This window comes from Paenibacillus sp. FSL R10-2748 (assembly GCF_038005565.1).
GTDB lineage: Bacteria > Bacillota > Bacilli > Paenibacillales > Paenibacillaceae > Paenibacillus > Paenibacillus polymyxa_B.
In genome coordinates, this window is record NZ_JBBOTK010000007.1 from 135,824 (window position 1) to 159,941 (window position 24,118).

Sequence of the window (24,118 nt, forward strand, 5' to 3'; positions counted from 1 at the left end):
ATTTCCGATGGGGTGGCCAGATTGGATTTCATTTATCTTCAAACATTTCGGGAAGTTGCCATTCGTGAAAGCTTTACAAGAGCAGCAGAAGTGCTCGGTTACGCACAATCCAGCGTCACGACCCAGATTCAAAAGCTGGAGAAAACGTATCAAGTCAAATTGTTCGAGCGATACAGCAACAACAAGATTCGTCTTACCTCAGCCGGGGAAGAGCTATTCAAGCTTGCCGGACAAATGCTGGAGCTTTTTGAGCAATCGAAAGAAAAATTGGCTAAGCAGGGCGGGGGCTCCATGACGATCGGTACTATGGATTCCATCGCTTCGTATTTTCTGCCGCCGTATATGCAGGCGACTCGCAAAGAATACCCTGATCTGAACATACGATTGCATACGGATCGCGAAGAGATGATTTTGCACCAGGTCAGGGAAGGGGAGGCCGATGTCGGGCTGATCCTCGCGGACGATTCAAGCAATCCGGCCTTGCAGTGGATTACGATTCGAGAAGAACCGCTTGTACTGATTGTCCATCCGAACCATCCGCTTATCGCTAAAGAGAGAATCGGCCTGGATGATCTGGTAGATGCGGAGTGGATTATGCCCGAGCATACGTGCAACTACAGACAACTGCTGGAGAGAGTGCTTCGAGCAAATGGAATCACCTATCGCGTGAGTCTGGAGCTGGGTAATCCGGAAGCGATCAAACGGAGCATCAAAACTGGAGAGGGTATATCCATTCTACCTCTAATGGCTGCGCTGGAGGAGATTGAACGGGAAGAGCTAAAGGTGTTACCCTTTGAGCATGCCGAGCTCAAGCTGGAAATTCAGCTTGTTCTTCATCCCAAGAAGTGGGTGTCCAATGCATTGAGCTTTTTTATGGAGAGCATGAGAATGTAGATTTACCTCCACATCAAAATTAATATACAGTACGAGCGCTTCCTAGTGGATACCAGAAGCGCTCACAGTTTAACGTGCCGAAGAGGATGAGAACTTAGAATGAAAAGAGAAAGCAAAGTTTATTCAAATCATCCACGTATTTTTTTGAAAAATAAGCAATCCATATTTGCATTCAAAACTTGACAGCAAGTAATTTTTTCACTAAATTAAATGCATGCGCATGTTTTTTTAATTTGGTAATGTGCTAAACCATTCGGTTACTTAATATTTAATTAGAACAAGATGTCAATGCAGAAGTTCAGTCATTGGTGAATTTCACCATAGACCATTTGGGCCGTGCAGATACATTTAATTGCGCAGGCTGCTGCGGAGAATATCACCTATGGCAGTATCCCTCGTAAGGATGTAGCCCGTGCCATTGTGGCAGCTTTAGATGTGAAGAACACATACAAGCGAGCTTTTGATCTGATTACTGGTGACGATTCAGTTGTTGATGCATTGCAAAAAATCTGAAGATGAGGACCAACGAGTAAATGGCGTATTTTACTTTGAAGTTTTGAAATCATACCTAAAGTTGACAAATGAAACAAACATGTTAATATATATGCTTGTGCATGCATTTGATTGATGTATTCATAATATAACTCAGAGAGGAGTCTTTCTCACATGAAAGATTTATTTAGTCCCTATACAATTAAAGGTTTGGAATTGAAAAATCGCGTAGTTATGCCTCCAATGTGCCAATATTCGGTTGACAAAAAGGATGGGATCGCCACAGATTGGCATTATATACACTACGTTAGCCGAGCGGTAGGCGGAGCTGGTTTTATCATGATTGAAATGACAGATGTAGAGCCGGATGGTCGTATCTCCGATTTTGATCTTGGTTTATGGTCAGATGAGCAGATTCCTGCTCTCAAACGGATTGTAGATGCTTGTCACAGCTACGGTGCCAAAGTGGGAATCCAGATCGCGCATGCCGGACGCAAGGCGGAAGATGCTGAAGTTCCTGTAGCGCCATCTGCCATTGCATTTGATGAAAATTCAAAACAACCTCGCGCGCTTACAACAGAAGAGGTTAAAGGACTAGTTGAGAAATTTCGTGCTGCTGTAGCTCGCGCTGTCAAGGCTGGATTCGACACCATTGAAATTCATGGTGCACATGGCTATTTGATTCATCAATTTCATTCGCCGCTTACGAACAAACGGGAAGATAGATACGGTAAAGATCTTACCCTTTTTGGTCGGGAGATCATTCAGGCAGCGAAGGGTGAGATGCCGGAAGATATGCCGCTCTTGATGCGTATTTCTGCCAAAGAATACGTAGAAGGTGGATATGGTATTAAGGAAAGCATTGCTTTTGCCAAGGAATATCAAAAGGCAGGAGTAGATATGTTTGATATTTCATCTGGCGGTGAGGGACCTATAGCTGCATGGGGCAGACCAGGAACTCACGCAGCGTATCAAGTCCCCTTGGCAAAAGAAATCAAAGAAGCTCTGGATATTCCGGTGATGGCCGTTGGAAGACTAGAAGATCCAATTTTGGCGAATGCAGTTATCGGAAATGAAGAGGCCGATCTGGTTGCTGTGGGTAGAGGGATGTTGAGAAATCCTTATTGGTCACTGGAAGCCGCTTCAAAATTGAAAAAAGAAACTGCAATCCCTACACAGTATACTACAGGGTTCTAAGACCGACTGTATGCATTATTGGTTGATCCTGCTTGGGTCAGCAAAATTCGGGACGGAAGATTGGACGATTTAATTTTGTAGAACTAAAAAATAGTGCTGAAAAATCGATTAGGTGTTGCACCTATGACACGCACGAGTGCTTCTCCAGAAGGCTTTGCAACGGATCAAATGGCACAATACTATGCTTCATTTGCACATGGCGGATTTGGTTTGGTTTGATTATTGTTGAGGGAACCTATACAGATGAGCTGTTTAGTCAGTGTTATTTCAATCAGCCCGGGATGGCCACTGACGAACAGGCTAAATCGTGGGAAAAGGTGGTAGAAGCTGTTCATAAGGCTGGCGGAGCAATTATTGTTCAGTTAGAACACGCGGGTGCTTTATCTCAAGGTAACCGATTCGAATCAAATATATTGGCTCCATCAGCAGTGCAACCACAAGGAGAGCAACTTGCGTTTTATGGCGGTGAAGGAGCTTTTCCGATGCCTGTGGAAGCAACGAAGAAAGATATTGAAAACGTAATTCAGGGATTTGTGAATGCTGCTGTTCGTGCCAAATCAGCTGGATTTGACGGCGTAGAAATTCACGGTGCAAATGGTTATTTACTGGATGAGTTTCTTACGGACTATACAAACCAGGGAACGGATGAATACGGAGGTTCCCTCAGCAATCGTGTTCGTTTATTGGTTGAGGTATCGAGTGCAGTTCGGCAAGCCGTAGGAGAAAACTTTATAGTTGGGATTCGAATCTCCGAAGGGAAAGTAAATGATTATGAGCATAAGTGGGCTGGTAAAGAAGAAGAGGCAAAAGTGATTTTCCAACAGTTAGGACAGTCGGGGCTTGATTATATCCATGTCACGGAATATGAGGCTTGGCAACCAGCCTTTCCAGACAGTAGTAGACAATCTCTTGCTGAGCTTGCCAAGAAGTATGGAAACATTACAGTGATGGCTAATGGACACCTGGGACCCATCTAAAGCAAGTCAGATGGTCGAAAATTGTACAGCCGATATTATTACTTTGGGCAAAGGAGCTCTTGCTAATCATAATTGGCCTGTCAAAGTTAAAAATGATGAACTGCTAGCTATATTTGACCAGGAAAAGATTTTAAGACCGAATGCAACGATAAAGGACTTTGAATTGGTCGATTAAGAAAAAAGTACGTCCTTTAGACCTTCTGTAAAGTACTCTATCAAGGTACTCTACAAAAGGTCTAATTGAATGGACTCTGCGATCACGGAGAGCATGGAAGATGGAAGAAGGTTTGCAATTGTGGAGGGAGAAGTGCGTAAGATTGCCGAATATGCCCCGAAAGTTACGTTAGCTGGTTGTTGTGACTGATACGTTTCCTGATATGATAAACAACGAGCAGGATTAACGGGAAAGCGATGGCATGGGTGAAATCCCAATCTACCCAGTAGGCGGGGATCTCCTTGACGTAGAAAATAATATTTTTTGCAATAAGATGCGACAGTCCGTAAATCAGAAATGCCACTGGAAAGATCAATGGCCGATAGGATTTTAGCTTTAGTAGCTGAGCTGTCCCCAAAACAAATGCGTAAAAGAAAAGCGCTGTTTTGAAATAGGTGCTAATGATCCACGTGGTGGCCATTAAAGCCTCAATCCGCTGCAAAAAATTAGCAATGTTGATTCTCTGGGCAAGAATATAGGCAGCGTAAAATTCGTGTTCTGAGAAATATGCCCCGAGTACTGTTAGGGAGAGAAACAAAATGAGGTTGAGTCCAACAGCTCCGATCAACAAAGAAATGAATATATTGCGGCTCGTATTGCTTTGTTTTTGGACATAGGGATACACCATGAAGAACACGCACATTTCTCCAAAGGGATAAAATACACCGAACATAATGGTGTGCAGCATGTCAGGAAACGATGTATTCAAAATAGGATGGATACGCTCCATCTTGACATCGGGGAACAGGAGAACGATTAGGCAAATCAGAAAAAACGCAAAGAAAGGAAAAAAAATCTGGGCTGCTCTGCCCAGCGTTTCAAGACCCAGCCGCAAGCCATACACCAACAGAAAAATCGCCATGAAGCGAATGACCCCACCGGGTGTCCCTTCGTAAATCTGTGTGCACATGAAATCTTCGATTTCTCTGATATAGGTGGAGGCTGCAATCAGGAAAAAGAATAAATAACTCAACGCTACAGCTCCACCCACCCATTTTCCTAATACTTGTAATGAAAGCTCAATAATCGTTTTAGTTGGATCAATATTTGATGTAGATATCATCAGCTTTACGCATGCAAGTCCTAGCGGAATACTAATCAAGGCGGCAATCCACGCATCCTCGTGGGCTCCGGTTGCCATTGCTGCAGGATACACAAGTGCCATTTCCCCGATTAGCGAGAAAAGTCCAAGTAACATCATTTGAGCCGTACTGATCCGGTCTTTTTCAAGATTCATGAGATTCCTCCAAATCTGCTGCAAACTGCCCCTCAAGTTTTCTTTTGTCATTTCCTTTAGTATGTGATTTTATAACATAATTATTAATTGATAGTCGAAAAGGAATGTTAAGGGGATAATTATCAAGTTCTTCTGTCATACTATTTGTAGTTTGCTCACGGAATGCGGAGGTTGTGACATGAAGGATACAATTACTGGCACATTATCACACCGCTTGGAGGACAATTTGGTGCAGTTGGTTCAACTGCTCGGGACAAGCACCGATTTGATCACTAAAAAGCTGGAATTGGATGAGTCTACGCATATCGCTTTGCTTTATATTGATGGTCTTGTGGATACACAGGTTCTGCATAATTCCATATTATTTTCGCTTCAGGAACGTTGTACCCCTGACCAAATGAGAGATCTTGATGCTAATCAGAAGATTGAGCTTTTGCGAAAACGTATGCTGATTGCGGGGGATCTATCCGTCACGCATGACCTTGGGCAATTTGTTCATGAGCTGTTATCCGGTAATATCATGGTGCTGGTTGACGGAACATCCAGCGCCCTACGGATCGGACTGCCTGGATGGGAGGACCGCAATGTAGGCGAACCAAGCTCACAATCAGTTGTACGTGGGCCGATGGAAGGGTTCACGGAAAATATGCGGACAAACACGGCGCTGATTCGAAGGAAAATTAAAGATAGCCAGCTATGGCTAGAAACCTTCCAAATTGGTAAGGTGACTCAAACCAGTGTATCCATTATGTATCTCGCTAACATCGCTAATCCTGACCTGGTGCAGGAGGTGAAGCGCAGATTGGCCAAAATAGATACGGACAGTATCCTGGAGAGCGGATATATTGAGGAGTTTATTCAAGATACGGCTGCTACGCCGTTCCCCACGATCTATAACAGCGACCGGCCGGATACTATCGCAGCGGGAATCCTGGAAGGCAAAGTGGCGATTCTTGTGGATGGAACCCCCTTTGTCCTGTTGGTGCCTACCTTTTTTGTCGCTTTTTTTCAATCTGCCGAAGATTATTATCAGCGGGCCGATATTGCCACCTTGCTACGGTTCATCCGTTTTCTTTCCTTTTTCATTACGTTGCTTGCGCCTTCATTTTATGTGGCGGTTACGACTTATCATCAGGAGATGATCCCTACCAATCTGGTTATCAGCCTTGCCGCACAGAGAGAAAGCGTTCCTTTTCCTGCATTTGTGGAGGCAGTACTCATGGAATTAACGTATGAGATTTTGCGGGAGGCGGGAGTGAGGATTCCAAAAAATATAGGGCAGGCGATATCCATTGTTGGAACACTTGTAATAGGACAGGCGGCGGTTGCCGCGGGCTTTATCTCATCAGCAATGGTTATCATTGTATCCATTACGGCCATATCCAGTTTTGTGATACCAGAGACGGGCATGTCGATCGCTGCAAGAATCATTCGCTTTGTTCTTATCGGACTAGCTGGCTTTATTGGACTATACGGAATACTATTCGGTATCTTTTTAATCGTGCTGCATTTGGCGAGTCTGCGTTCTTTTGGCATGCCCTATATGAGTCCGATCGGTCCATACCGTTCAAATGATCTGAAGGATTCCATCTTCCGCTTTACCTGGCCGCGTTTAAAGACAAGGCCGGCAGAAAGTATGATTCAAAATCTTGACCGTCAAAGCACAACCAAGCAAAAGGAGTCGGCAGATGAGCCCAAAAAACCGTAAAACTGTTTCGCGACTGCTGCTTACCCTTTTGTTCCCTATGCTGCTCAGCGGGTGCTGGGAAAGACAGGAGTTAAATGAAATGGCCTTTGTGCTGGGAATGGGGCTAGATAAGGCTGAATCTGGCTATAAGGTTACACTGCAGGTGGTTATTCCTTCAGCAATTGCCTCGCAGGCGGCGGGAGGGACGGGAGGTGCCGGGGTGCCAGTGATTGTATCTACCTTTACGGTCCCAACGATTTATGAAGCCCAGCGCAAGTACAGTCTGGAAAGTGCGAGAGCCGGCTACTATGGACATATCCGTATACTGGTGATTGGAGAGGAGCTTGCCCGGGCAGGAATTAGCGAGGCACTTGATATGATGAAGCGGAGCCGAGAGCCGCGTAATGATTACTATGCCATGGTCGCCAAAGACACCACTGCCGAAGATGTTCTGAAGGTCCTTACCCCGCTAGAGAGATTGCCGGCAAGTAAATTATATAATTCCCTGGACAAATCTTATAAGACATCGGGCAAAACAGTCGCTGTTTCTTTGAACCAATTTATTGAAGATTTGTTGTACGAGGGGAAGAATCCGGTGCTAACCGGAGTGAAGATGTCCGGCAGTGTTAGTGAGGGCGAAAAGAAGAGCAATGTGGAAGATAGCTCGCCCACAGCCAAATTACAGTACAGTAATATAGCCGTATTTCGGAAGGATAAGATGATCGGGTGGTTAAGCGATAACGAGACGATTGGCTACAATTATATCACCAATAACGTTGTCAAAAGCTCAGGTTCTGTAATAGGAGACGACGGACGGCCCATCGTAATTGAAGCACTTCATACAGACACCAAACGTAAAGTCAAGATTATTGACGGTGAACCACATATTTACATCCATGTAAAGGCCTTGTGTAATGTTGAAGAGGTAATGAGCAAAGATAATCTGGAAGCAGAGCGCGTGATTACAGGGCTGGAAAGGAAATCGGAAGAACGAATTATCTTGCGGATGAAAACTGCAGTTAAGCAAATTAATGAGCGCTATAATGTGGATATTATGGGCTTTGGACAGTTGATCTACCGTGCCAACCCCCAAGCTTGGGCTAGGCTACAACAGAAAAAAGGGGACAATTACCTAAAATCGCTACCTATCCATTACAAAGCCAGCGTGTCGATTAACCGAATTGGTATTACAGACAAATCTTTTATTGAAGATATCAAGGAGTGAGCGCAATAGTGTTACTGCTTTTTCTGGCAACAGCAGCGGTTTGTGCGGTCATCGATGTGCCTTTGCTGACACGAGGAAGCAGGCGCCGTGACCTTCTGGTCTGGGGCTTGTTTTGGATCACGGGCATTGGTGTAGTGGTCTGCTCCTTGTACAAAATCAATGTGCCGAGCCCATTGCTTCTGGTCATGATGATCTATAAACCGGTTAACAATCTGTTTACATCCTGGTTTTATTAGGTTGTAAGGAAATTCACCTTTTGTACCTCGGAAAGCGCTCCGTTCCTAATAGTTTGATCTTGTTGATATCATGGGTCACAGTTGAGTGGCGGGAGATGGTTGCTTGAACAGCGAAATGCTGCTATCAGGAAATGCTTTTAAAAATAGTAGTAGTATCTTTGATTTTAATAGTAGAAGTGAATGTTGGTAAAAGCAGCAGCAGTCTAAGACTTTATTTTTCAAGTCCTAGTGAGCTGCTGCTTTACTTTTAGAAGCAGTCTCTTACATATCCCCGATAAGTGAGAAAAGCCCAAGTAATATTATTTGAGCCGTACTGATGCGGTCTTTTTCAAGATTCATGAGATTTCTCCATATCTGCTGCAAACTGCTTCTCAAGTTTTCTTTTGTCATTTCCATTGGACTTTTGTGTAGAAAAATTGGTAAAAATACAAGCTGGTTACGGAGGATTTTTTGTATTCCATATTTTCTCTAATTGACTTTATAACCCGACATTATTATTATCTTATACTATAAGATTAATTATCTCATACTATAAGGTATTAGCGAGAAGGTGTTGTGACCATTGGATTATAAAGCATTAGCGACAGAACTATTCGAGTATATCGTCAAATCGCGGAAACCGGCATTAGAGGAACGAGGGCACTTTTCACGTGGCGAAATGGGGATTCTCATTTGTCTGAATTTCAATAAGGACGGGGTTACCTCTGGCCACTTGAGCGAATACTTGTCCGTCAGTACGGGACGGGTAGCAACGGCACTGAAGAGCCTGGAGAAGAAAGGACTAGTTGTACGGCGTACTGATGTCAGCGACAAACGTAAGGTAATTGTATTCATTACGGATTCAGGTAAGCAATTTATGATTGATAGGCATAATGAAGGAATCGCATGGACCGAGAATGTTCTTCGAAAGTTAGACGAAGAAGATGCCAAAGAACTGATCCGACTCATTAAGCTTATTGTCTCTAGAAGCTGAATTTCTATGCAGAGCAGGATGCACTATACTTCACCAAACATCAAAGACTATCAGATAAAAGGAGAGCAACAGAATGCTAAAGATATTCAAATATCTCAAGAAAAATGAATGGATGCTTGTGGTTTGCAGCCTAGCCTTCATCGTTGTGCAGGTATGGCTTGATCTGAAGCTACCTGATTATATGGCGGAAATTACGACCAAGCTGCAAACGGAAGGAACGCCTGTGTCCGAACTGCTGATTCCCGGCAGTTACATGTTGTTTTGTGCCGTCGGCAGTATGATTGCATCTATTATTGTGGGCTATTTCGCGGCAAAGGTGGCTGCAGGGCTGGCTATGCGTCTGCGTGCGATGGTCTTTGACAAGACCTTATCCTTTTCGATGGAAGAGATGAACAACTTTTCGACGGCAAGCCTCATTACCCGCTCCACGAACGATGTTACGCAGATTCAAACGGTGGTTGCGCTGGGGCTGCAGGTGATCATCAAGGCACCGATTCTGGCCGTGTGGGCCATTGTGAAGATTGCAGATAAAAACTGGCAGTGGACCGCCTCCACAGGAGCGGCCGTGGCTGCTCTGATCCTGATGCTAAGTGTCATTGTTGTTTTCGCTCTTCCAAGTTTCCAGAGAATCCAGCGTCTCACCGATAATCTGAACAGGGTAACACGTGAGCATCTGATCGGACTTCGGGTAGTACGCGCTTATAATGCAGATCAGTATCAGCAGGAGAAGTTCGAGCAGGCTAACGTCGAGTTGACGAATACAAACCTGTTTGCGAACCGTTTAATGACGATGATTGGCCCAGGTATGACCTTTATTATGTCAGGTCTGAGTGTCTCTATCTATTGGATCGGCGCTTACCTGATTAACGGGGCGGCCGTACCAGACCGCATCACGTTGTTCTCCAATATGGTCGTATTCTCCTCTTATGCAATGCAGGTGGTTATGGCCTTTATGATGGTAAGTATGATATTCATCCTGATGCCTCGCGCCTCAATCTCTGCCAAACGGATCATGGAGGTTTTGAATACCGAATCCAGCATCGTTAATGGGCATGAGACGACTGGAGAAGAGAGCGTTATGGGGCAAGTGGAATTCCGTAATGTCAGCTTCAAATATCCGGACGCGGAGGAGGCCGTGCTTCGCAACATCAGCTTCACGGCGAAACGAGGCGAGACGGTTGCCTTTATTGGTGCTACAGGCAGCGGCAAAACCAGCGTGATCAATCTGATTCCCCGTTTCTATGATGTGACCGAGGGAGAGGTACTCGTGGACGGTGTGAATGTCAGGAACTATAATCAGCAGGCACTCCATAACAAAATCGGGTATGTTCCTCAGAGAGCTGTACTGTTCAACGGTACGGTCGTATCCAACGTTTCGTACGGTGATAACGGAAGAGCAGGAGCTTCGGAGATACTTGTCAAAGAAGCCGTTGGTATTGCTCAAGGAACGGAGTTTGTCGAAAAAATGGATGGTCAATATCAGGGTAGAATTTCGCAAGGTGGAGCGAATGTGTCCGGTGGTCAAAAGCAGCGGCTGTCCATTGCGCGTGCCATCTACCGTCAGCCGGAAATTTATATTTTCGATGATTCCTTCTCGGCACTAGACTACAGAACAGACCGGATTCTGCGCTCCGCTCTCAAAAAAGAAACCGGCCACGCTACGACACTTATCGTTGGTCAGCGCATAGGTACGATCAAAGACGCTGATCGGATTATCGTGCTGGACCAGGGAGAGATTGTAGGGAGCGGCACGCATGAAGAGCTGATGACGAACTGCAGCACCTATCAGGAGATCGCATATTCGCAGCTTTCGAAGGAGGAACTCATACATGGATAAGAATGAACACACCGTCGACAGCCAGCAAATGAAAATGAATCAGGGAGGTCCCATGGGTAAAGGCCCTGCGGGAGGCAAGGGTACTGGTGAAAAAGCGAATAATTTTAAAAAGACCATCAGACAGCTTATATCCTACAGCAAAGCCTATGTGCCTATGATTATACTAGCTATGGTACTGGCCCTGGTCGGCTCCACCCTCAACGTGATTGGGCCGGATAAGCTCAGTGATATTGCCAACCTGATTCAGGAAGGAATCGTTACCGGGATTGATGTAAGTGCTGTTCAGAAGATTGTTCTTGTATTGGCGCTTTTATATGGATTTGGTCTTATCTTTAACTATTTCCAGGGCTTCATTACGGCAACCGTCTCACAGCGTCTTACAAAGAAGATGCGGACAGAGCTGTCTCAAAAAATCGATCATATGCCTTTGAAGTATTTTGACTCTACGAGTTACGGTAATGTGCTTAGCCGCGTAACCAACGATGTCGATACCATCGGACAAACGTTAAACAACAGTCTCGGCACGCTTGTCAGTGCACTGGCTACCTTCGTGGGCGCCTTGATTATGATGCTTTATACAAACTGGATCATGACCATTACCGGAATTGTAGCTACGCTGATCGGCTTTTGCCTGATGAGCGTGATTATGAAGCATTCACAGAAATACTTTGTAGCACAGCAAGCGGAGCTTGGCCAGATCAACGGTCATATCGAAGAAACCTATGCTGGTCATAACGTAGTCAAGGTATATAACGGGGAACAAGCAGCCAAGGAAGTGTTTCATGGCATTAACAGCCGCCTATATACAAATGCATGGAAGTCCCAGTTCATGTCTGGTCTGATGATGCCAGTCATGATGTTCATTGGAAATTTTGGTTATGTCGCGGTTTGTGTCGTGGGAGCTTTGCTGGTCAACCAACAGACTATAACTATCGGAACTATTGTCGCCTTCATGGTGTATATTCGTCTGTTTACACAGCCCTTGTCGCAGCTGGCACAGGCCGCAACCAATCTGCAGTCGGCGGCTGCCGCCAGTGAACGTGTATTCGAATTTCTGGGTGAAGAAGAATTGGCAGATGAGCGTCACAAGACCATAAAGCTGGACACCGCCAAAGGGGATGTCGAATTCAAACATGTCCGTTTCGGCTATAATACAGACCGTATGATTATCAAGGACTTCTCCATGAAAGCTGAAGCTGGTCAGAAAATTGCCATTGTCGGTCCGACAGGCGCCGGTAAGACCACGCTCGTGAATTTGCTCATGCGGTTTTATGAGCTGAACGATGGAGAAATCTACATTGACGGAACCCCGATTAGTCAATTAACGCGTGAGAATATTCATGAATTATTCTGTATGGTGCTTCAGGATACCTGGCTGTTCGAAGGAACGATTCGTGACAATATCGTCTTTTCCAAAGATCATGTTACCGATGAGCAGGTGGAAGCTGCTAGTAGAGCGGTGGGGCTGCACAGCTTCATTAAAACACTGCCGCAGGGCTATGATACAGTGCTGGACGACAAAGCCAATCTCTCCGCCGGTCAAAAGCAATTGATTACCATTGCAAGAGCGATGATTGAAGATTCACCCATGCTCATTCTGGATGAGGCCACAAGCTCGGTTGATACGCGTACGGAATTGCTGATTCAACAAGCGATGGACCAGCTGACTGTGGGGAAAACCTCCTTTGTGATTGCTCACCGACTTTCGACGATCAAGAATGCGGATCTGATTCTGGTCATGAAGGATGGTGACATTATCGAAATGGGTAACCATGAGGAATTGCTAGCAAAAGGCGGCTTCTATGCCGATCTATACAACAGTCAGTTTGAACATGCATCCTAAAAGTAACTGCTTGAAAGCATAAAAAATATCCATATAGTTCCATAAGCATTGACATCAGCATGTGGACATTATAAGTTATGAAAGCCAGAATTTCTTAATCATAATTGTGGAGGCAGATCAATGAACCAGCGTTTTCGAATCACCCGTTCCATGCAGGAAAGTCCGGTGGAGCAATCCATTTCCCTGGAGGAGTGCAAAGATTACTTTGCATCCCAGCCAGACTTTTCGTATTCACGAGTGCTTATCATACAAGGTGCTGAGAGCACCATGTCGATTGAGGGAGATTTTTTCATGTGGAAGTATGCTGACGTAGAAATACCTTTTCGCCATTACATGGGGGATGTGTATGTGGCTATTTCCGATGAGGCTGTCGTGCCTAAGATGATTGAAATTGCAACAGATTTGCAAGCAGATGTGGTGGATGGGTGAAGAACTATTCACTATTTTTATTCTACTGAAGGTTATTGACTTCGTAGTGTATCTTTACAGCAATGGACAGTGCTGATTTCTGACTGCTGACATCGAGTTACATAGATGTCAGCATTTTTGTTAACCACGTAACTGCAGTGGACATAGTAAAGCTACAAAATGATAGACTTCATCCGCTGATCGCCTCTTATTGGCAGATGTGAGGAAAACGGAGGACCTGATATGTCAATATACTGGGAAGAACAATCCATTACCACAAAATACATATTCATTGGCTGGATGCTAAGAGTCTTAACAGCTGGATCAACGAAAGGGGAAACGTATGCTATGTTAGAGATATTTCGTTGTTTCTCATTACGGGAGGCAGTTCAAGCTGGAAAATTAGCGAACAACCGTTGACGGTAAACTCCCAGGATGTGGACCAGGCAGCGAACAATCCGATTACGTCCTACAGCAATATTGCGTATACACTTCGCTTTTATGCAGGAACACATTTTCAGTCGCTCAGGAGTTATGACGGTAAAGAATATGAAGCTATTGGAATTGGCTTAGATACCACGATATTCTCTGATGAATATAGCAAGTATGGTGAGTTTACAGGTAGTTTTGTTGGCTTGACCTGTGCCGATCGTGTTAAACATCAACAATATGCTGATTTTGATTTTTTCGAATATAATGTTGATGAAATGAATGAATAAATAAGTATTATTAGTTACCAAATGGTTACTATAGAACATTAAGGTGCCTACTTCACAAAAAACACGAGCGAACTTATTATGAATTTGAAAACCTAAGTTAAATTAATATCGTAACTTTGAAGTCTTTAGTTATCAATTATGATATTGATGTGTGAGGGAGATTTACTGATCAAGCAGGAACCTTTTACTTCAATGGTGATGGGCACGAAACGAAAAGGATAAAAAATTTTGAAAGGAATTTGAGAATGACAATTGAAGCGAATAAACAACAGATGCACCGGTTTACAGAGTTCATAAATACGGCTAGCGTAAAGCTAGCAGAAGAACTTATTGCCCCAGATGCGATTTTCTATGTCCCAGCACGGGAAGATGCGATGAAGGGACCGGATGGATATCTTGCAATTATCCAAATGATGCGAACTGGCTTCCCTGATATCCAATGGACACTGAAGGAGATGGTTGCTGAAGGCGATAAGGTAGCTGCGCGATTCATTATGCGAGGTACGCACCAAGGCAGTTTCTTCGGTTTTCCTCCAACAGGGAAAACCATCGAGGTTCAAGCGATGAATTTTTATCGATTCTCTGATGGGCAAATTGTAGAAGAATATGGTCAACCCGATATGCTTGGATTACTTCAACAAATTGGCGCTGTTCCAAGTTCGTAGAGGTTCATTTCAATACGACATCTGATGGTGTTCTTTGTTCGATGGATATGTAGCTAAGTAGGACAAATGTTCGTCTAAAATGGAAGCTACATAGGGAAGCTTTCCATTTTAGACGAATAAAAGACATACACTGTTTGTGCTGTGAACATTCGTACTTTGTTATGAAATATAAATAAAATAATGCCTGAGCCTTTGAATGTAGCTATACGCATCAAGACATCAATTCATTCGAGGCTCTCTCTTAAAATCTCTAATCCTCTTCTTAATTCCTCTAAAGAACTAGTGGATGAAAGCGCTACTCTTAGATAATTTTCTTCTGCATTCCCACCGCTCAGAAATCGATTGGAATGAAATACACGAACCCCTTTTTCCAGAAAAAAACCTTCAGAATAAGCTTCGTGCATAACTTTTGGTAAACGTAGCCATCGATAAAAACTCAGTGGATGTCCCCCGTGGAGAGTATTTGGGAAGAATTCAGCAAATAACTGGTTGGCTGTCTCGGCCAATTGTTTTTTCTTCGTAACAATCATATTTGCTTTTCCTGACAGAATCAGCTCAGTTACGATCTCTGCGTCCAAAGAGGATGTTTTGACGTTGACGTTGTATATGGCCTTCATCATTGTGTCTTTGAATGCTTCGTTAAACACGATATAGGCCACTCGAAGACCTGAGCAGATGGATTTGGCGGTGCTACAAATATAAACCGTTTGTTCAGGGAGCAGCTGATACATCGGCTGACCATAATGATCTATAATGTCCGCTGACAAAAAGGCATGAATGTCGTCCTCAATCAGGATCAAATGATGTTTTTGAATGACCTGAGCTAATTCTTTTTTTCGCTTTTCCGGAATTACAATGGTCGTGGGATTAGCGCAGGAAGGCATTAAAAACACACCATGTAAATTCGATTGAGAACATTGGTCTTCCAGAGCTTCAGGTAACATACCATACTCATCCCCTGAAATGGGAACTAGTTTGATACGAAACATTTTGGATACTTCAATAAAATTGGCATACGTATACTGGTCAACCGCAATTCGGTCCCCGGGTTCAAACAGTGCTAAGAGTGTAATAGCTAATGCATTTTGGGCTCCTGAAACGATCGCCATATGTTCAGTATCGGCCTGGATGCCAAAAGCCTTCATCCAATTGAGAGCAGCCAGTTTATGATGCGGGATACCTGCAGGATCATTGTAATTCAATAGCTGTTCCAGATAACTTTTCTCTACCACGTGCTTTAAGGCCTCAGTAACCAGATCATTGGTTTGCTCAAATGAGGCAACAAAACCAAGGTCAATATGTACGTTTGAGGATGGATCTTTTGAAATGGTGACCGACCGAGCCGCGTTGGCTGAAACAAAGGTGCCGTTTCCGGTCACACCATGAATTAATCCTTTAAGCTCGCAAAGCTTGTATGCGCGTGTAATCGTTGTGAAGTTCACATCCAAAAAATCGGCCAGCTCCCGCTGAGGGGGAAGTTTTGTACCCGGAGCCAAAAAGCCATGTCTGATGTCATGTTCCAGCAATAGGGCGAGAGAGCGATAAAGCGGTCGTTGCAATCTATCCCTGTCAGGTTTCCACGACATCGGATAATGTTCAAACGAATTAAATGGCATAGCACACCTCACAATATTGTAATGCATACAATTGTATCATTGATTGTATGGATTTACATTGCTAAACTAACGAAGAAATGTAATCTTGTCAAGGAGATGTAGCAACGATGATACACAGAAGTAAGCTTCAATTGGCCTTTAAATCAGCTTTCCCTTCCACACTTCCCATACTGGCTGGATTCTTGTTTCTAGGGATTGCCTACGGCATTCTTATGAATATATCTGGCTTTGGTGCGGGGTATGCGATCCTTATGGCCCTATTTATTTTTGCCGGATCCATGGAATTTGTTGCAGTGCATTTACTGCTCGGTCCGTTCAATCCACTAGGTGCCTTGCTAATGACCTTAATGGTGAACGCACGGCATTTATTTTATGGCATATCCATGCTTGAAAAATACAGAGGCACCGGATTCAAAAAGTTCTATTTAATTTTTGGACTATGTGATGAATCGTTTTCAATTAATTACACGGCAAACATCCCCAAAGAAGTCGACAAGGGATGGTATATGTTTTTCGTAACCCTGCTTAATCATAGCTACTGGGTATTTGGCGCTGCCATTGGTGGATTTTTCGGATCTCTGGTGCGCATTAATATGGAGGGGCTTGAGTTTGTGATGACGGCGCTCTTTGTTGTGATCTTTATTGAACAATGGATGAAAGAGAGCACACATCATAGTGCATTGTTGGGTTTGGGAATTTCGGTCCTTTGCCTGCTTATTTTTAATAGCGAAAATTTCATCGTTCCATCTATGATAGGTCTTCTTATCGTGCTCTCCTTCATGAGAAAATCACTAGATAGAAAGACAGGTGAGAGACACGATGTCCATGACTTTGTTTGAGAACATCACAACGATAGGAATGGTCGTCTTGGGAACGATAATGACCCGATTTATTCCATTTATTTTGTTCCCTTCGGGACGTCCCACACCTAAATATGTACAGTATCTCGGCAAAGTGCTTCCCTCGGCAGCTTTAGGACTGCTGGTCATTTACAGTGTTAAGGATGTCACTTTTTTCTCTGGGTCTCATGGTGTGGCCGAATTGATTTCCATTGTCGTCATTATTATGCTGCATCTCTGGAGAAGAAACATGCTGATATCCATCGCTGGCGGTACACTGCTCTATATGTTCCTGGTCCAATTTATATTCTAAAAGTTGATCATCTCCGTTGTTGCAGGTTAGCTATTGAAACTTTACACAAAATAGTTGGAGTGACTATCAGTTGCACGAACAATACCCAAGAGGACTAATGTTAACCTTAGTCCTCCGTTGTTTTTAAAATATTCAAAGGCTTGTCATTCTCGTCCTCAAAACACTTAATCGGGCTCAGTTTTTTAAGAATCCTTCATGTTACGAGGAATTTCCTCATTGAGCTTATGATATTCCAAACCCCACGTTTCCATAACATTAATGATGGGTCTTAAAGTATTCCCTAAATCACTCAAGCTGTATTCGACTCTAGGTGGTACTTCGGCATACACGGTTCGAATGACGATACCATCCTCTTCCATAGACCGCAAATTTTCTGTTAGAACTTTTTGACTGATTTCTGGAATACTTTTACGAAGTTCACCAAAACGTTTGGTTCCTTTCAAAAGGTCTCTCATTATTAGCAACTTCCATTTGTTTCCTATAAGTCCAACCGTTGTCGCCACCGGACAAAGAGGCAACTCTTTTTTTGTAATCATTCGGTCTAATCCTCCAATAGTTACTTTTTGGTTCCTATCTAATAAAAAGGTGCCTACTTTCAAAACGATTATATTGCTTATATTATAAAGCGGTCGAGGAAAAAGCAAATTAAACGAAAGGTGGAGAAACCTTGAATGACAGCTTATGGATGCAATTAACAGCCTACTTTTCAAATAACATGCATGTTTTTTTAGCTACTGGGAAAGAGCATATAATAATAAGTTTACTAGCTTTACTCTGCTCTGCCTCCATTGGAATTGTGTTGGGTTATGTAACCTGTAAGTACAAACGAACAGAGAAATGGATCGTATCCTTGTTCCAAGTTCTAAGAATTATGCCTAGTTTAGCTGTTCTACTCCTTCTAATCCCTATTATGGGGACGGGAACAAAACCAGCTTTAATTGCCCTGGTACTGTTGGGAATTCCTCCTATATTAATGAATATGATAGCCGGTTTAGAGTCTGTTCCCTCTTTTTTGCTTGAAGCTGCTCATGGAGTGGGTATGTCAGAACAACAGGTAATGTGGCGAGTCAAATTCCCATTAGCTGCGCCAATGATTCTGACAGGGATTAAAATAGCTGCCATTGAGGTCATTGCGAGTGCTACCCTGGCTGCCAAAATAGGAGCGGGTGGATTAGGGGAAATCATCTTTACTGGTTTAGGACTTAATCGAGTGGATTTACTTTTGATTGGTGGGTTTTCGGTGGGAATTTTAGCAATTACAGTCGGGGTAATGCTTGATATGTCCGAGCGTATTTTGTTTAAATATAGATTTTTGAAAAGGTAGGTAAAAGATATGTCTAGAAACAAGAGAAAACTGTATTTTTCAATTTCAATTTTTCTTGTATTGTCGCTCATTTTAAGTGCATGTGGTGATAAAACAGAAAATGCTGAAGATAAAGCAGCAACGATACGGATCGGTACGAAAGATTTTACTGAGAATTTGATTGTGGGTGAACTTTACGCTTTGGCTTTAGAGGGTGCGGGATATAAGGTAGAGCGAGTACCCAATATTGCGGGCTCCGTTATCCATTCATCTATTGTTAACAACGATATCGATATGTATCCAGAATATACAGGTACCGGTTTATTATCCATATTGAAAGTAGATATGCTCACTGATCCTGACACGGTTTATAAGAAAGTTAAGGAAGAATATAAAAAGCAATTTAAAATTACTTGGCTAGATTACTCTAAAGCAAATGATGGAGCAGGACTTGTTATTCGTTCGGAAGTTTCTAAAAATCTAGGAATTACTACAATTACTGATCTACAAAAACATGTAAGTAAGCTTCGATTCGCCTCACAAGGAGAAATTGACCAACGTGCAGACGGAATTCCAGCTCTAGAGAAAGTGTATGGTAAGTTCAATTGGAAGTCATCTAAAGTATATGATAACAGCTTGAAATATGAAGTGCTTAAAAACAATGAAGCGGATGTTGCCCCAGCTTACACAACAGAAGGGCAACTAGTTAATAAAGATCAGTTCACACTGTTGAAAGATGACAAACAAGTATGGCCTCCGTATAACTTGGCTCCTGTTGTTCGTGATAATGTGCTGGATACAAATCCAGAGATAGCTGAGGTTATTAATAAGGTGAGTGCGGCGCTGGATACGGAAACGGTAACCGCCTTGAATGCAAAAGTGGACGTGGATAAAAAAGAATATGAAGATGTGGCAAAAGAATTTTATGACTCAATTAAATGAGTGTGGGGGATAACATGAGTCTTATAGCAATTGAATTCCAAAATGTGTGCAAAACATACGCAAACTCCAATGACTTAGCTGTTGATCATGTCAATCTGTCTATTAGGGAAGGCGAATTTATAACCATACTGGGTTCGTCCGGATCAGGAAAAACCACACTATTGAAAATGGTAAATCGTTTAATTGAACCTACCCAAGGGAAGATAAAACTATTTGGTGATGACATTGCTGAAATTGATCCTGTAGCGCTACGGAGAAGGATTGGCTATGTTATTCAGCAAGTGGGTTTGTTTCCTCATATGACCATTGGACAAAATATTGCTACTGTGCCCCGGCTTTTGAAATGGGAAAAAACGAAGGTGGATGAAATGGTGCACAAATTGTTACTTTTGGTTGGGTTAGATCCAGTAAACTACCTAAATCGTTACCCTTCTCAACTATCGGGAGGTCAGCAACAGAGAATTGGACTAGCTAGGGCCTTAGCAACAAATCCTAATACAATGTTATTGGATGAACCTTTTGGAGCCATAGACGCCATGACTCGTCTAAATTTGCAGGATGAACTTCTGCGGATTCATGGGGGAGTTAAGAAAACCTTCCTATTCGTAACGCATGATATCAATGAAGCATTTAAGCTGGGAACCAGGGTAATAATCATGAATCAAGGTAAAGCCTGTCAGTTTGATACGCCAAGAGAAATTGTTGCTCATCCCGCAGATGAATTTGTCGCATCGCTTATTCAATCTTCAAGAGAGCAAGAACGTTTCTGGGAGGGGTTAAAGTGATCGAATATGCCATTAAGCATCCGGATAAGTTAGGAATTGCATTACTGGAGCATGTGGAGATGCTAATTGTGATCATGCTGATCTCCATTGTCGTCACAGTACTCTTAACAATTTTAGCCCTGACTTCAGAAACGATATCCAGGTTACTCATTTATATCTTTTCGATTCTTTATTCAATTCCCAGCTTGGCCCTGTTCGCAATCATGATCCCCGTGACAGGTTTGGGTAAAACGACAGCGATTACCGTGCTCATAGCATATAACCAATATATCCTACTACGTCAGTTTATTGCAGGTTTGAATCATGTTGAACAGTCTATTATTGAGGCAGCCACTGGGCTTGGTATGAGCCGTATTCAGGTATTGCTTCATGTTCGTGTGCCTTTGGCCATCAAAGCTCTTTTTACAGGATTAAGGCTAGCATCCGTATCTACGGTTGGAATGGCGACTATAGCAGCATTTATAAATGCAGGCGGATTAGGCTCGATATTAAATGATGGCTTACGAACCATGAATATAGATAAGATTCTGTGGGGAAGTGTATTGTCAGCGTGTCTCGCTATTGGAACGAATGCAGTATTCATTCAGTTTGAAAAACGAATCTACATTGGATCGGGGAGATCACTTTTATGAAGGCTGTTGTACTGGAAAGGGCCTGTAAACCTGAAGAACTAAAGATAAAAGAAGTTCCAATCCCCAAAGTTAAACCAGGTTGGGTACTTGTTAAGATCAAAGCTTTTGGAATAAACCGCTCTGAAATGTTTACAAGACAGGGACATTCCCTATCCGTCAAATTCCCACGGATTATTGGTATTGAATGCATAGGGCAGATCGAAGATCCATCTGACAGCACATTTCAAAAAGGGGAGCGTGTTGCTTCATTAATGGGGGGATTAGGCCGAGAATTTGATGGAAGTTATGCTGAATATGTTTTGATTCCTTCAAAACAGGTTTATTCCATTCCAATTGAAATGAAATGGACTGAGCTCGCTGCAATTCCAGAAATGTATTATACGGCGTATGCGTCCTTATTCGAATGTCTCCAATTAACTGCTGACGAAGTGCTTCTCATTCGCGGTGGGACGAGTTCTGTTGGTCTGGCTGCCCTTCAGCTAGCAAAAAGTACAGGCGCCACAGTCATATCAACCACTCGGAACAACGGAAAGCTAGCATATCTTCAGCAGGCTGGAGCAGACTTTGCTTTACTCGATGATGAGTATTTTACAAAAGAAGTTTATAAAATCGCTCCAAATGGCGTAGACAAGGTCCTGGAGTTGGTCGGCACCGTCACAATAAAGGAATCATTGCAACTGGTTTCAGAGCAAGGGACCTTATGCATGTCAGGGATACTGGGAAATGAATGGACACTTGATTCCTTTGAACCGTTAATTGATATACCGACAGGTGTTTATTTTACGGCATTTACAAGTGAAGTTATCAAAGAAAACGTACTAATCGACCTGTTCAATCATATTAAAGAACATGGAATTGTTCCGCCGATTGCTAAAGTTTTCAAGCTAGAAGAAATCCGAGAAGCTCATCTTTTAATGGAGAGTAATGATGCGAATGGTAAGATCGTAATTTTGAACGATTAGTTCAGAAGATTAAGATTTCAAGGGTAGGACACATCGTTGTTGATGTTCTCTAGAACGTGATGCAAGCCTAAATGTGCCAGATCATTAATAAAATTAAATTCAAAAATCTTATATTTGAAAAAATATTCAAGCGATATCAGTGAAAGAGGCCTTACACCATAATTTATAGAGGTGTAAAGCTTTTTCAATAAGGGATTACCAAACTTTAATATAATTTTTACCTTTTTTCAAAAGTGTAATCGGCCCTATTGGAGACTTTTCTACTCTCTGCATATCCAACAAATCAGTATTCAGGATCACTTCACTACCATCGGGGCGCTCAAATTCAGCGTCAACGATACGTACCCGTGCTAATGTTGCTGTTGAATGTACTTCACCTAGAAAAACATCGAAATTTTCCGGTAATTCACAGGAAAGATAAACTTCTTCTCCCTTATCAACTATTCTGAAGTTTGGATGAAAGCTTTTGTCAACTATCTTATCTTTTTCTCTTTCAAACGGTTCTGCTCCGGCCAAATACGCATTGTTATTAATATAAACAGGTTGTTCCACCAAGTTAAATATTTCAGCGTCTCCGGGATTTTTGTGCACGTTTTCAATATACTCTTCTAAAGAAGCCGTGTGGTTTTTATAATGGGACGTTCCGACACCTTCTAATCCATCAGCTCCAATGAAAATATTATTATAAAAACGGTCATCACCGCCGTAAATAAAAGAAAAACCTGCGATTTTGGTGCTGTGGGGGAGGTGATACTGTGTAGAACGTGTCATTTCTTTCCAATGATTCATCTTACCGCAGATTAGGTTGTTTATGTAAGCTCCACCCTGTGACACATTGTCCAGAGAATATTCAGAAGCCATTATATTGTGATCAACGATATATGGCCCATGGCTTACTTCAACAAACAAATCGCGATTATTGCTATAAAATAAATTCTTACTAATCCTTGTTCCCTGTGTCTGCCAATCTGACCATAATCCTAAAGAGCAGTCATGGATACGGTTATGATAAATCTGGACATCTATGGCTGCATGGAGCTTGATTCCTGCAATTTCGTGACCGTAGAATTCACGTTTCAGAGCAATATTATATATATGGTTGTGATGAATTTCACTAAATACACCGCCTAAGTGACCCACAATTCCATTTTGACCGCAATCATAAATCGTATTATTACGGATAATATGGGAGCCGATTTTTTCCTTGCACCAGCCATTACGTTTAGCAGAAAAGACAGATTCAAGCTGGTACTGGTATCCGGGTTTGTCTTTCCGGACGGAGCGATAATTATGCCCGGTGGAGGCTTCTTTACCAATACTGATGGCGCTGCATTTTGCATCGTGAAGGATATTGTTTTCAATAATCCAACCCTTGCTCCAATTGGCACCAAGCAGTCCAGGCTGATCCGCTGTCGGAGGTGCCCATGGTGTTGCGGCCTGCGCCATTTCAAAGCCTCTTACTGTAATATAATCAATCCCTGTATCTTGGGGATAGAAACAAGATCTGCGAACGTTAACCTCAACAAATTCTTTGTTCGGATCAGCGCCTTGGAAATTCGCATATATGGTTGTATTATCAGCATTCACTTCTGCAAACCAGACATATTTTGTCTGTTCCTGATTATGAACAGGAACCATTTTTCTTGTCCAGTGGTCCAATACTTCTGTTGTAACCTTCGGATCGATCAGTTGTTCAAAGCGGCTGACTTCATAAAAAGACATACCGTTTAAATAAACGTCTCCTAAATGCTTGGTTTCCTCAATTGTTACGAGCCAATCTCCGGACACTTCAAGAGCATATGGGTTATAGTTACCAAAAAACTCATTCGGCAATACAACCTTCCAAACATTCCCTTCTGCATGCTGCCAACTTTGAATATGCTCAGAGCCTTTAATGATTACTTTTTCACCTTTTGCAGCTTGATAAGTAATTCTTCTCTTGGTGCTTAATCCTTTAAATTTTGGTTTTACCCATTCACGATATACCCCTCCATGGACAATAACCGTGTCTCCTGCCACAGCAGCAGAAGCTGCTTTATTGATTGTCAGAAATGGATCTTCCTGACTCCCCTGGCCGTGATCTGAACCAGTTTTTGCTACGTGATACTCCATAGTCTTATAT

Annotated in this window: 23 protein-coding genes and 1 pseudogene; 20 read left to right on the plus strand and 4 right to left on the minus strand. The window is 42.8% G+C overall.

Annotated features, from left to right (window positions below):
* The first annotated feature begins 12 nt into the window (after positions 1 to 12).
* The 4 genes and pseudogenes from NSS66_RS20430 (at position 13) to NSS66_RS20445 (ending at position 3,735) form a co-directional block, all read left to right on the plus strand.
* A complete protein-coding gene (locus tag NSS66_RS20430; RefSeq protein WP_372238721.1) occupies positions 13 to 894 on the plus strand; it encodes a LysR family transcriptional regulator in 882 nt (293 codons plus the stop codon).
* 336 nt (positions 895 to 1,230) lie between these two features.
* Positions 1,231 to 1,407: a hypothetical protein gene (locus tag NSS66_RS20435; RefSeq protein ID WP_176716866.1), complete on the plus strand. Its 177-nt coding sequence runs from the start codon at positions 1,231 to 1,233 to the stop codon at positions 1,405 to 1,407.
* Positions 1,408 to 1,560: 153 nt separating this feature from the next.
* A complete protein-coding gene (locus tag NSS66_RS20440) occupies positions 1,561 to 2,583 on the plus strand; it encodes an NADH:flavin oxidoreductase/NADH oxidase (RefSeq protein ID WP_053325445.1) in 1,023 nt (340 codons plus the stop codon).
* 123 nt (positions 2,584 to 2,706) lie between these two features.
* Positions 2,707 to 3,735, plus strand: a pseudogene (locus tag NSS66_RS20445) (NADH:flavin oxidoreductase).
* A gap of 163 nt (positions 3,736 to 3,898) precedes the next feature.
* Here the strand turns inward: NSS66_RS20445 and NSS66_RS20450 are convergent.
* Positions 3,899 to 5,011, minus strand: a complete 1,113-nt coding sequence (locus NSS66_RS20450; RefSeq protein ID WP_023988609.1) for a GerAB/ArcD/ProY family transporter — start codon at positions 5,009 to 5,011, stop codon at positions 3,899 to 3,901.
* 178 nt (positions 5,012 to 5,189) lie between these two features.
* On the opposite strand from NSS66_RS20450, the gene NSS66_RS20455 reads away from it, so the two are divergent.
* The 9 genes from NSS66_RS20455 to NSS66_RS20495 all read left to right on the plus strand — a co-directional run bounded on the left by NSS66_RS20455 (position 5,190) and on the right by NSS66_RS20495 (position 14,604).
* Entirely contained in the window at positions 5,190 to 6,719 is a 1,530-nt protein-coding gene (locus tag NSS66_RS20455; protein WP_028541285.1) for a spore germination protein, read from the plus strand.
* Positions 6,700 to 7,923 carry a Ger(x)C family spore germination protein gene (locus NSS66_RS20460; RefSeq protein WP_340959658.1) on the plus strand — a complete coding sequence of 408 codons (1,224 nt, stop codon included), beginning with the start codon at positions 6,700 to 6,702 and terminating at the stop codon, positions 7,921 to 7,923. Before NSS66_RS20455 ends, NSS66_RS20460 begins: the two co-directional genes overlap by 20 nt.
* 8 nt (positions 7,924 to 7,931) lie before the next feature.
* Positions 7,932 to 8,159 carry a hypothetical protein gene (locus NSS66_RS20465; RefSeq protein ID WP_226887813.1) on the plus strand — a complete coding sequence of 76 codons (228 nt, stop codon included), beginning with the start codon at positions 7,932 to 7,934 and terminating at the stop codon, positions 8,157 to 8,159.
* Positions 8,160 to 8,721: 562 nt separating this feature from the next.
* The gene (locus NSS66_RS20470; protein WP_028541283.1) at positions 8,722 to 9,132 is read left to right on the plus strand and encodes a MarR family winged helix-turn-helix transcriptional regulator; all 411 of its coding nucleotides are present in this window, start codon (positions 8,722 to 8,724) and stop codon (positions 9,130 to 9,132) included.
* A 73-nt stretch (positions 9,133 to 9,205) separates the two neighbouring features.
* Positions 9,206 to 10,969: an ABC transporter ATP-binding protein gene (locus NSS66_RS20475; RefSeq protein ID WP_340959660.1), complete on the plus strand. Its 1,764-nt coding sequence runs from the start codon at positions 9,206 to 9,208 to the stop codon at positions 10,967 to 10,969.
* Entirely contained in the window at positions 10,962 to 12,812 is a 1,851-nt protein-coding gene (locus tag NSS66_RS20480) for an ABC transporter ATP-binding protein (RefSeq protein ID WP_340959661.1), read from the plus strand. Before NSS66_RS20475 ends, NSS66_RS20480 begins: the two co-directional genes overlap by 8 nt.
* A 120-nt stretch (positions 12,813 to 12,932) precedes the next feature.
* The gene (locus NSS66_RS20485; RefSeq protein ID WP_025723019.1) at positions 12,933 to 13,241 is read left to right on the plus strand and encodes a hypothetical protein; all 309 of its coding nucleotides are present in this window, start codon (positions 12,933 to 12,935) and stop codon (positions 13,239 to 13,241) included.
* Between the two features lie 344 nt (positions 13,242 to 13,585).
* Complete coding sequence (locus NSS66_RS20490) at positions 13,586 to 13,939, plus strand: beta-xylosidase family glycoside hydrolase (RefSeq protein WP_053325447.1); 354 nt, start codon at positions 13,586 to 13,588, stop codon at positions 13,937 to 13,939.
* Positions 13,940 to 14,184: 245 nt separating this feature from the next.
* A complete protein-coding gene (locus NSS66_RS20495) occupies positions 14,185 to 14,604 on the plus strand; it encodes an ester cyclase (RefSeq protein ID WP_028541280.1) in 420 nt (139 codons plus the stop codon).
* A gap of 224 nt (positions 14,605 to 14,828) precedes the next feature.
* Here the strand turns inward: NSS66_RS20495 and NSS66_RS20500 are convergent, their stop codons facing one another.
* Positions 14,829 to 16,220 carry an aminotransferase-like domain-containing protein gene (locus tag NSS66_RS20500; protein WP_028541279.1) on the minus strand — a complete coding sequence of 464 codons (1,392 nt, stop codon included), beginning with the start codon at positions 16,218 to 16,220 and terminating at the stop codon, positions 14,829 to 14,831.
* A gap of 107 nt (positions 16,221 to 16,327) precedes the next feature.
* Between NSS66_RS20500 and azlC the strand changes: the two genes are divergently transcribed.
* Positions 16,328 to 17,059: an azaleucine resistance protein AzlC gene (azlC, locus tag NSS66_RS20505; RefSeq protein ID WP_023988621.1), complete on the plus strand. Its 732-nt coding sequence runs from the start codon at positions 16,328 to 16,330 to the stop codon at positions 17,057 to 17,059.
* Complete coding sequence (locus NSS66_RS20510) at positions 17,040 to 17,372, plus strand: branched-chain amino acid transporter permease (protein ID WP_023988622.1); 333 nt, start codon at positions 17,040 to 17,042, stop codon at positions 17,370 to 17,372. The genes azlC and NSS66_RS20510 overlap by 20 nt, the downstream gene beginning before the upstream one ends.
* 182 nt (positions 17,373 to 17,554) lie before the next feature.
* Here the strand turns inward: NSS66_RS20510 and NSS66_RS20515 are convergent, their stop codons facing one another.
* Complete coding sequence (locus tag NSS66_RS20515) at positions 17,555 to 17,908, minus strand: winged helix-turn-helix transcriptional regulator (RefSeq protein ID WP_023988623.1); 354 nt, start codon at positions 17,906 to 17,908, stop codon at positions 17,555 to 17,557.
* A gap of 131 nt (positions 17,909 to 18,039) precedes the next feature.
* Between NSS66_RS20515 and NSS66_RS20520 the strand changes: the two genes are divergently transcribed.
* Genes NSS66_RS20520 through NSS66_RS20540 form a run of 5 tightly spaced genes read left to right on the plus strand, consistent with a single transcriptional unit; the run spans position 18,040 to position 21,996 of the window.
* Positions 18,040 to 18,696 (plus strand): ABC transporter permease, encoded by a 657-nt coding sequence (locus NSS66_RS20520; RefSeq protein ID WP_023988624.1) that lies wholly within the window; start codon positions 18,040 to 18,042, stop codon positions 18,694 to 18,696.
* Between the two features lie 9 nt (positions 18,697 to 18,705).
* Entirely contained in the window at positions 18,706 to 19,617 is a 912-nt protein-coding gene (locus NSS66_RS20525) for a glycine betaine ABC transporter substrate-binding protein (RefSeq protein ID WP_023988625.1), read from the plus strand.
* A gap of 14 nt (positions 19,618 to 19,631) precedes the next feature.
* Positions 19,632 to 20,402: an ABC transporter ATP-binding protein gene (locus tag NSS66_RS20530; RefSeq protein WP_025723011.1), complete on the plus strand. Its 771-nt coding sequence runs from the start codon at positions 19,632 to 19,634 to the stop codon at positions 20,400 to 20,402.
* Positions 20,399 to 21,034 (plus strand): ABC transporter permease, encoded by a 636-nt coding sequence (locus NSS66_RS20535; protein ID WP_023988627.1) that lies wholly within the window; start codon positions 20,399 to 20,401, stop codon positions 21,032 to 21,034. The genes NSS66_RS20530 and NSS66_RS20535 overlap by 4 nt, the downstream gene beginning before the upstream one ends.
* Positions 21,031 to 21,996: a zinc-binding alcohol dehydrogenase family protein gene (locus tag NSS66_RS20540; protein WP_023988628.1), complete on the plus strand. Its 966-nt coding sequence runs from the start codon at positions 21,031 to 21,033 to the stop codon at positions 21,994 to 21,996. The genes NSS66_RS20535 and NSS66_RS20540 overlap by 4 nt, the downstream gene beginning before the upstream one ends.
* Positions 21,997 to 22,191: 195 nt before the next feature.
* On the opposite strand, the gene NSS66_RS20545 is transcribed toward NSS66_RS20540, so the two are convergent.
* Positions 22,192 to 24,108, minus strand: a complete 1,917-nt coding sequence (locus NSS66_RS20545) for a right-handed parallel beta-helix repeat-containing protein (RefSeq protein ID WP_340959663.1) — start codon at positions 24,106 to 24,108, stop codon at positions 22,192 to 22,194.
* Positions 24,109 to 24,118: the final 10 nt, after the last annotated feature.